Here is a 7,912-nt window from a genome sequence, read left to right as displayed (position 1 = left end):
GGCTATTTTAGCTACCCGCTTGTTGGGTAGCTAAAATAGCCCCGTCCCAAATTAGCTACCCTGCCGGGTTACTGCTGCTAGGTGAGGGCGGTCATGATGGTGCGGGCGACGCCGTCGTGGTCGTTATCGTATTCGGTGATGGCGTCGGCGGCCTCGCGGTCCTCGGGCTCGGCGTTGATCATGGCCATGCCGTGGCCCGCTGCCTGCAGCATGGGTATGTCGTTGATGTTGTCGCCGAACGCCCAGACGTCGGCGAGACGCTCACCCAGGTGCTCGCATAGCCACGTGAGGGCCGTTCCCTTGGTGGCGCCCTCGCCCATGACCTCGATATTCATGGCGTACGAACGCGTGACCTCAATGCCTCCGAGCGTGTCGAGCTCCGCCGCGATGGCGTCGCGATCGGCCGGGTCGTGCCAGTACATGGCGATGCGTTCGAGTGTCTCGACCTCGTCGATTTTGCTGTCGATATCCATGTCGATCGGTGTTCGTGTGCGCTTGAGCGAAGCCGCGATGTGGTGGTCGCCGCCGCAGAATTCGTCCAGGCGCGAGTAGAGCGAGCGGGGGAGGAAGCACTGCCCGTCCGCGAAGATATCGAAGGTCACATCGTGACCGGCGGCAACGCTATGGACGCGGTGGGCGATGGCGCGGTCGAGCGGTCGGCTCAAAATGCGCGTAGCACGTGAGGTATCGGTGGGCGTACCGTCGTCGAGCTGCCAGACGCTGGCACCGTTGGCACAGACCGCATAGTGTACGGCGGGGTGGGCGAGGATGGGCTCAAAGATGCCCGACAGCGGACGTCCCGTGCAGGGCACAAATTCAATCCCGCGTCGAGCGAGCTCGTCGAGCATCGCCCAGGTGGCATCGCTCATCTGCTTATCGCTCGTCAACAGCGTTCCGTCCATATCGGAAAACACAATCATTTGATGCAGCCCTTTCTGCTGGCATAAAAAGCGTGGCCGAGGGCGATGATGCCCTGGCCACGCTCGGGTTCTATAACGGTCCGCGTCCTAGCGATCGGCGAGCGGCTTGTACTCCAGCGGCTCGATAACCGGGCGATACGCGGGGCGAATAATGCGGTGCGCGCAGAAGAGCTCTTCCATGCGGTGTGCCGACCAGCCGGCCATGCGGGCGACGGCGAATAGCGGCGTAAAAAGCGTCTCGGGTACGCCGAGCATCTTGTAGATAAAGCCCGTGTACAGGTCGATGTTGGCACAGATGGGCTTGGTCATGCCGTGGTCGCGCATCACCTGCGGTGCCAGGCGCTCGATGCGCTCGATGAGCGCGAACTCCTCGCCCAGGTCCTTCTTGGCGGCAAGCGTGCGCGCGTAACGGCGGCAGACCTCGGCGCGCGGGTCGCTCAGCGTGTAGACGGCGTGGCCCATACCGTAGATGAGACCCGTGCCGTCGAAGGCCTGCTTGTCGAGGATCTTGCCCAGGTAGGCTGCGACCTCGTCCTCGTCCTCCCAATTGGAGACGTGCGCACGGATGTCCTCGTGCATGGACACGACCTTGGCGTTGGCGCCGCCGTGGCGCGGGCCCTTGAGTGAGCCGATAGCCGCGGCGTAGGCGGAATACGGGTCGGTGGCCGAGGAGGACAGCACGCGGCAGGCAAACGTGGAGTTGTTGCCGCCTCCGTGTTCGGCATGCAGCATGAGCATCACGTCGAGCAGCATGGCTTCGTCGCGGGTGAATGCCATGCCGCCGCGCAACACCTGCAGGATGGTCTCGGCGGTGGAGAGACCGGGTGTGGGGTGCGGTACATGAACCTCGGAGCCGCGGCGCTTGGCGACCGAGGCCATATGCGCGAAGGCGGCGATGCGGGGGAGACGGGCGAGCATGGAGATGGCGACGTCGATTTCGTGCTCGGGCGTAATGGCGTCGGGCTCGGCGTCGAAGGCGTAGAGCAGCAGCACGGCGCGCTGAAGCACATTCATGATGCTCGACGACACCGTGGTCATGGGGAACTCTTTGACGTACTCATCGCTCAGGTGCCTAAAAGCGCCCAGACGTCCGCAAAAACCGTCGAGCTCCTCTTTGTTGGGCAGCGAGCCCGTGATGAGCAGGTAGGCGACCTCTTCGTAGCCATAGCGATTCTCGGCCTGGGCGTTGTTGACCAGGTCCTCGATGCTGTAGCCGCGCAGCGTAAGCTTGCCCTGGTCGGGCACGACTTTGCCGTCGACCTTGTTGTAGCCGTGCACGTCCGAGATGCGGGTAAGGCCCGCGACCACGCCCGAGCCATCGGCATTGCGCAGGCCGCGCTTGACGTTATGCTCTACGAACAGGCCCTCGTCGTACGGGGCGGTCGGCAGGCCGTGGTAGAGGTTTTCGCTTTCGGGCGAAATCTGACGGCTCGCCTCGTAATCCAGAACCAGGCGGCTCAGGTGATCGTCGAAGCGGTAGTAGATTTTCTTGGCGTCGTAGGCCATGCGCGCTCCTCTCCGGTCCGCTTTGGGGCCGCGCGCTTGGACGATATGACGTCAAGCTGCCCCGAGCGGCTTGCTCGCTACAGGCGGTACATAAAGTTGAAGACGTCCTCGCGCTGGATGGACACGTTGACGCCCGAAAGCTCGCCGGCCTCGGCCAGCGCCTTCTGCAGCTCGGCGAAGTCGAGCTTGGACTCGGCGGTATCGGCCAGCATGGTCATGGTGAAGATGTCCTCGATAATGGACTGCGTGATGTCGCGGATGTCGACGTTGGCCTCGCCTAGGACACGGGTGACGCCGGCGACGATGCCGGGGCGGTTCTTGCCAAGGACGGTGATGACGATGCGGGAGGACGAGATCTCGGCCATGGGAAACCCTTTCGCGTGGTTGCGGCGCGCGCGGGGCGCTCCGCTACGGTACAGTGTTCATCATTGTACCTGTCTGGCGCAAAAAAGGCGCGCTCGCTGCGGCGTTACATGCCTGCAACATGAGCGTAAGGGGGAAGGCCGTACGGGGAAGAGCCGTCTGGCGCGTGTCCGGCTCGTGTTGGGTTGATTTCCGATCTCAGCCGAACACATTGAGCGGACAGGCCGTTCCCGCAGTCAGCCGAACGCCTCCGACGGCTGATTCCGAACTGGAAGCGGAGGGCATCCCCGCCCTTCGGTAGGGGATACCGCTCCGCGGCGCATGCCGCGGGCGGCGCCCCTATCGGACCACCGTGACCTCAGTTGGGATGGGCCCAGCACTGCCGCGTACTCGGTGAGCTAGAGCCAACTGTTCATCTTCACGCCGCGTATGGCGATATTTCGGTCGTCCGGCTCGGTGATGCCGTAGCCGAACGCCTGGAGCGTCTCGATGGACTCCTGGATCCTCTGTTGGAACATGGGACCCGGATCGACCCTCGGCCCGAGGTGCCCGCGCCAAAGGCACGGCGTGGCGCGCAGCATGTTATGGATTTTGGAGATGGGCTCGATGTCGGCGTAGACGTTGAGCGTCGCCATGGCGTCCTTGTGGCCGAGGATCGATTGGAGCGCCTTGATATCGCCGCCTTGGCGGATCCACTGCGTTGCGAACGTGTGGCGAAGGCCGTGGAACGTGATCAGCTCGTCGTTGGTGCCCATGAGGCCGTTGGTCTCCGAGAACGTCTTGAGCGCCCTGCGGATATAGCTTGTCGTCGCGAAGGTCGCGCCCGGCTCCGACAGGATGTAGCAGTCCCCGATCTCGACCGCCCCGGTAAGGCCGCGCAAGCGCAGCTTTCCGCAGTCGATCTCGTGGGTCTCCTTCAGGAAGGGGAGTAGGCCGACCGGGTCGATGGGGATACCCCTGGCGTCATGGGTCTTGGTGTCCTTGATGAACGAACCCATTCCCTTCGCGTACGCCACCGAGTGTCTGATCGAGATCAGGCCCGTCTCGAAATCCACATCGCACCACCGAAGGCCGCAGACCTCGCCGATTCGCATCCCCGTGTGCAGGGCGAGTACGACCGCCCTCTAATCCTCGGCGGACCAATCGAGTCCGAACTCCTTTCGGGCATCCTCTTCGCTCATGACTTCGAGAAGGTCTCCGGGTTGGCAACGAAGGGCGAGGCATAGCTGCTCGAGCGTGTTGAAGCGAATGCCGCGAATATGCCCTTTTTTAATACGGGACAGGTTCACGGGCGTGGTTCCAATCCTTTCGGCAAGTTCGTTCGAGGAAATCTTTCGCTCGGCCATGATCTTGTCGAGGCGAACAATTACGGGCATGGCGTTTCCTTACGCAATCTCGTCGGAGTCGAGGTACAGCTCTCGGGCGTACAAGAAGAGCTGGGAAAGCATGAACAGGACGATGCCGAGAACCAGAGAGGTCCAATCGAATGATGAAGCGATCTCTTGGGCGCCGACGGCCCCCTCGCCGCCAAACATCGAAACGGAGGTTTTGAGTGAGCCGGCGTAGAGGCTGGTGGCAGCTTGAACAACGAAGAGAATGCCGAGCACCTTCAAGCATGTCGCAGACCCTTTCTTGAAGGGGTCTCCGCTCTTGATCGTCCACACGAGAACGGCGCTGAGGATGGTCGTAGCGATACCGATGACGGCAGGGACCAATGTCGAGATCGCAAGGGCTGGATACGCGGGGGAGTCTGCAATTACAGGGTTGTCGAGCACTTCGATTGCTGGCTTTAAGGAGAACGCCACTTGTGCGATGGCGGTGGCGCAAAGGGTCGCAGAGGCTATCGCACATGCGATGCGGAAGGAATGAAGCCGGGGAGTGCGATTGTCGGAACTCATAATAACCTCCGAAGAATTTAAAAAACTCAGGTTACTTTTTAACAGTTTATGTTAAATTGACTTTGCCGGCAAGTAATAAGGGCCGAGCATTTTGTTCGGCCCCTCTGTTCCGACTGGATGAGGTTAAGGTTGGCGATGAATATGCTCAAAATCTCGAAGGCGATCTTTAGGTCGCTTCTCTCCTCCAGGTCGCTCTGTGTTGTCGTTGTTGCGTTGATGGTTCTTTGTGCTCTGCCCGTCTTCAGGAGCGCGGCTGGCATCGACGGACGGGTCGAATACCTCGAGTCGGGAATAACCCGTGTTGAGCAGGAATTGTCAGCATCCTATGCGGATGCGCTTGTGAATGCGGGGGAGGACGGTGTCTATACCTCTTCATCAAGCATGCCCGCGCTTCTGTACCCTCTTGCCGCGGGACGTCTTATCTTGGCACCGCTCTCTCCCCTACTTCCGTTTCTGCAGATATCGGATGGAGAGTACACCTATTATGACGGATCGAAGGAGTACTTGCTATGGGTCGCAACGGCCGTTGCCGTCTCGTTCCTTGCCGCGCGTCTTAACAAACGTGAAAAGCTCATCATCCAGGCACCGATGGGCGAGCTGGGTAGACTTGTTGCATCGAGCGTATGGGCGAGTGTTTTTGCAATGCTTGCCGTCCTCGCCATCAATCTTCCAGGGATAATCGCCGCGCTTGTGAAGAATGGCCCGGGCTCGCCGTTCTATCCGATAGGCTACATTCAATATGCGACTCCGGTTATCAAACCGGCTTGGCTGGTGTTCGCGCAGACGGCCATCATGCAATTCTTGGTGGCAGCGTTCATCTCGCTTGTCGTTCACCTTGCCGTGAAGATTGCCAATAACCCTACGCTTGGAATCGTGTTCGTATGTGCCCTGATGGGGGTGACGATGGTTCCCGGGTATTACGGAAGATCCATCGCTTTACGTGAGTTCGCCCTGTTGAATCCCCTTACGTATGCGAACACTGAGTTGACCGTCGGCGCCTATAGCCCGTACCCGACAACGCAGATAGTGAATCTGCCTGGACTTTGCTTCGAGCGTGGCGCGATTGCCCTCGTATGCGCAATCGGGATCGAGGTGCTGGCAATTAGCCTGCTTTGCGTTGCTGGAAAGAGCGGCTGCGCGTGCCCGATATCCCCGATTTGTCTTGAGAGAGGTTCCTTCACTGCATCGAGAACGGCAACTCGTTCGAGCGCTTGTGCCTCCGCCGTTGCATACGTAAGAACGATGGGGAAACTGCTCCTGCGTTCTCCTACCCTCGCCGTATGCGCGATTGCAATGTCGACGACGATGCTGGCCCCGGCTCTGGTCGAGATGTTTCCTGACGCTGATAACGTTTCCGCTGTTCGGTATAGGGATGGGGAGCTCCGTTCAATAGATCGGTATCTAGAGCAGAACGCTGCGAATATGGACGTCGAGGGCAAAGCGGCCCTGGAAGACATGCGGGATGCTCTTTCGGGTTTCGTGTACGCGCCTATGCCTGCGGAGGGGTTTCGAAGCCTTGCGACGTACGAGCGCGCTCGAGGTGAGCTGGGCGCGGCAGATGCGACTCTCCTGCAATCGATCGGAATCGAGCCGGAGACTCCTTCTCGTGCGGAGGCGCGCGCCCTTCTGCTTGAGTCGATCGCGAGCTTGCCGGACCCCAAGGTTTACGAGTTAAGTACGAAGATGCCCCCATTAATCCTCCTTTCGTATCTCCAGGCAGCGCTTCCCTCCTTATTTTTGCTGTTGCCCGTGGTTGTCACATCGCTCGCGTGCACCCACCTGCAGTGTCGTTCCCTTCTGGTTCTCCAGATCCCCGCAACAGCGCATGTGCGTTTTCTGACGGCTGTTGCGCTGGCTCTCCTGCTTGGCTTGGTGCTGCTTTTGGTGTCGATGGTTCCCGCTGTCGTTGTGTCCGTGATTAAGAACGGTGCGGGTGGATCGGAGTATCCCGTCGCTCTCATTCGGGCGGGAGCTTCGACAACGTCCATGGTGGGGGAGGCGGTGTTGTGCAGTATTCCGTTGCTGGTCATGGCATACGGCGTGATTTCCGTCGTCGCTGCGTTGACAGCAGCGATTAGCCGCAACCCCGTTGTCACCGGAATGGTTTGCGCGGTTCTCTTGGTGTTGGGTTCGTTGAGCGCTCATGTTGAAAGCGTGGGCATGGGCGTCGCGCTGCTGGCTCCATTCGCCTCGTTTGATCCCGCTTCCCAGGTGGGGACGATTGGGTTCCTTGGGCGAGGGACGAACGCGATGCCTTTTGGAGAGGTCGTCGGCGCATCGGGCGCTCTGCTGGTGGTCTTGGGCGCCGTATCTCCGTTGATGGTGCGCCTGAGTGTTCCAAAGATCGAAAGGGGATGATCTCGATGATTGACCTTCAAACGCTGACGATCTCTTATGGAAAGAAGGTGCTCGTAGATTCGGTGAACGCTGAGTTTGCCCCGGGTACGGTCTACGGTCTCGTCGCTCCGAACGGGCATGGAAAGACGACGTTGCTGCGTGCGATGGCAGGTTTGCCGGGTCCTCGCGTGGACGGGAGCATCGTTCTGGATGAGGTGCAGGGTACGGGTGCGAGAGAGGTCCGTTCTATGATCTTCTATGCACCTGGTGAGGGGACGCTGCTGTATCCCGGATTGCGTGCGGAAGATCACCTCAAGATGGTTTGCGATATGTGGCCGCATGCTCGCGATATCGAAGAGATAGTGGAACAAACGCAGATAGGCGAGTTCGCGAAGATGAGGATCCGCACTCTGAGCCAGGGCATGAAGCAGCAGCTTACCCTGGCGATTGCGTATGCGACGGGCGCGCGGTACCTTCTATTAGATGAGCCCATGAACGCGCTCGACCCCAGCAGGGTGGACTTGCATTCCGAGATTCTCAGGAAGCTGGCCGATTCTGGTACGTGCATCATCATGTCATCCCACATCTTGGATTCGGTCGATAGGCTGTGCGATGAGATTCTGTTTTTGAAGGATGGGAGGCTCATTAGAAGCATTCCGCAAGATGATGCTGCGCCGAAGTCTCCTGGATCCCATTTCGCAAAGCCTGCCGGACGCGCCGAGGGTGCGCTAAGCACGTATCGGCGACTCTACGAAAAGGGCGGGTAGAAATGCAAGTTAAAAATCTATGTGGCCAATGTGATACCGTTGAACCCGCATATCGATACCGCTCAGCCATTCGCCTCGCCCCCGTCGCACGTATCTTCATCCGGTCTGTTACTTTTAATCT

8 protein-coding genes are annotated in these 7,912 nt (G+C 59.8%); 2 read left to right on the top strand and 6 right to left on the bottom strand.

Going from position 1 to position 7,912, the window contains the following annotated elements:
* Positions 1–77: 77 nt before the first annotated feature.
* From I4W09_RS09950 to I4W09_RS09925, 6 genes are all read right to left on the bottom strand, one after another.
* On the bottom strand, positions 78–920 hold the full coding sequence (locus I4W09_RS09950; protein WP_196034041.1) for a Cof-type HAD-IIB family hydrolase: 843 nt from the start codon (positions 918–920) through the stop codon (positions 78–80).
* Between the two features lie 87 nt (positions 921–1,007).
* Positions 1,008–2,426 (bottom strand): citrate synthase, encoded by a 1,419-nt coding sequence (locus I4W09_RS09945; RefSeq protein WP_148331859.1) that lies wholly within the window; start codon positions 2,424–2,426, stop codon positions 1,008–1,010.
* Positions 2,427–2,503: 77 nt separating this feature from the next.
* Positions 2,504–2,791 carry an ACT domain-containing protein gene (locus I4W09_RS09940; RefSeq protein WP_006235289.1) on the bottom strand — a complete coding sequence of 96 codons (288 nt, stop codon included), beginning with the start codon at positions 2,789–2,791 and terminating at the stop codon, positions 2,504–2,506.
* Positions 2,792–3,187: 396 nt separating this feature from the next.
* Positions 3,188–3,895: a site-specific integrase gene (locus tag I4W09_RS09935; RefSeq protein WP_268865651.1), complete on the bottom strand. Its 708-nt coding sequence runs from the start codon at positions 3,893–3,895 to the stop codon at positions 3,188–3,190.
* 18 nt (positions 3,896–3,913) lie between these two features.
* Complete coding sequence (locus tag I4W09_RS09930; protein ID WP_006235292.1) at positions 3,914–4,165, bottom strand: helix-turn-helix domain-containing protein; 252 nt, start codon at positions 4,163–4,165, stop codon at positions 3,914–3,916.
* A 9-nt stretch (positions 4,166–4,174) separates the two neighbouring features.
* Positions 4,175–4,687 (bottom strand): DUF2975 domain-containing protein, encoded by a 513-nt coding sequence (locus I4W09_RS09925; protein WP_006235293.1) that lies wholly within the window; start codon positions 4,685–4,687, stop codon positions 4,175–4,177.
* A gap of 135 nt (positions 4,688–4,822) precedes the next feature.
* Here I4W09_RS09925 and I4W09_RS09920 point away from each other — a divergent pair, with 135 nt between their 5' ends.
* Together I4W09_RS09920 and I4W09_RS09915 are read left to right on the top strand one after the other, a co-directional pair.
* Positions 4,823–7,045, top strand: a complete 2,223-nt coding sequence (locus I4W09_RS09920; protein ID WP_196034038.1) for a hypothetical protein — start codon at positions 4,823–4,825, stop codon at positions 7,043–7,045.
* Positions 7,046–7,050: 5 nt separating this feature from the next.
* Positions 7,051–7,791, top strand: a complete 741-nt coding sequence (locus I4W09_RS09915) for an ABC transporter ATP-binding protein (protein WP_117769450.1) — start codon at positions 7,051–7,053, stop codon at positions 7,789–7,791.
* Positions 7,792–7,912: the final 121 nt, after the last annotated feature.

This window comes from Collinsella aerofaciens, assembly GCF_015670795.1.
Classification (GTDB): Bacteria; Actinomycetota; Coriobacteriia; order Coriobacteriales; family Coriobacteriaceae; genus Collinsella; species Collinsella aerofaciens_Q.
Note: the sequence above shows the minus strand (reverse complement) of the source record. Positions and strands in the feature narration are given on the sequence as shown.

Coding starts and splice junctions, on each gene's coding strand:
- I4W09_RS09940 (WP_006235289.1), bottom strand. CDS start 2,791: ATGGCCGAGATCTCGTCCTCCCGCATCGTCATCACCGTCCTTGGCAAG.
- I4W09_RS09925 (WP_006235293.1), bottom strand. CDS start 4,687: ATGAGTTCCGACAATCGCACTCCCCGGCTTCATTCCTTCCGCATCGCA.
- I4W09_RS09950 (WP_196034041.1), bottom strand. CDS start 920: ATGATTGTGTTTTCCGATATGGACGGAACGCTGTTGACGAGCGATAAG.
- I4W09_RS09945 (WP_148331859.1), bottom strand. CDS start 2,426: ATGGCCTACGACGCCAAGAAAATCTACTACCGCTTCGACGATCACCTG.
- I4W09_RS09915 (WP_117769450.1), top strand. CDS start 7,051: ATGATTGACCTTCAAACGCTGACGATCTCTTATGGAAAGAAGGTGCTC.
- I4W09_RS09920 (WP_196034038.1), top strand. CDS start 4,823: ATGAATATGCTCAAAATCTCGAAGGCGATCTTTAGGTCGCTTCTCTCC.
- I4W09_RS09930 (WP_006235292.1), bottom strand. CDS start 4,165: ATGCCCGTAATTGTTCGCCTCGACAAGATCATGGCCGAGCGAAAGATT.